Below are 250 nucleotides of genomic sequence, written 5' to 3'. Positions count from 1 at the left end.
GACGGAAATACTCGTCTTCTAATATTTTCTCTGAATATTCCTTCTGTTCTTCTGTGTTCGGAACCTCAATATCACAATAGACAAATTGAAAATTGCCTGTAGGATATTTTCTTTTCACCGCAGCTTCTAACCATTCCATAGTTTCTAATGCACTCGGTAAATGTATACAACTGGCACATTTTTCTTCTGCACCGTATACTGTAATAGTAATGGGATTTGTATTCATTATTATTCGCTCTCCTTATAATAC

At 34.8% G+C, this 250-nt stretch carries 1 protein-coding gene; it reads right to left on the bottom strand.

The window, feature by feature from the left end:
- On the bottom strand, positions 1–226 hold a 226-nt coding region (locus AOA62_RS31335), incomplete at its 3' end, for a DUF1462 family protein (RefSeq protein WP_143521753.1).
- Positions 227–250 lie beyond the last annotated feature (24 nt).

It is taken from the genome of Pseudomonas sp. 2995-3, assembly GCF_002742565.1.
Taxonomy (GTDB): domain Bacteria; phylum Pseudomonadota; class Gammaproteobacteria; order Pseudomonadales; family Pseudomonadaceae; genus Aquipseudomonas; species Aquipseudomonas edaphica.
Note: the sequence above shows the minus strand (reverse complement) of the source record. Positions and strands in the feature narration are given on the sequence as shown.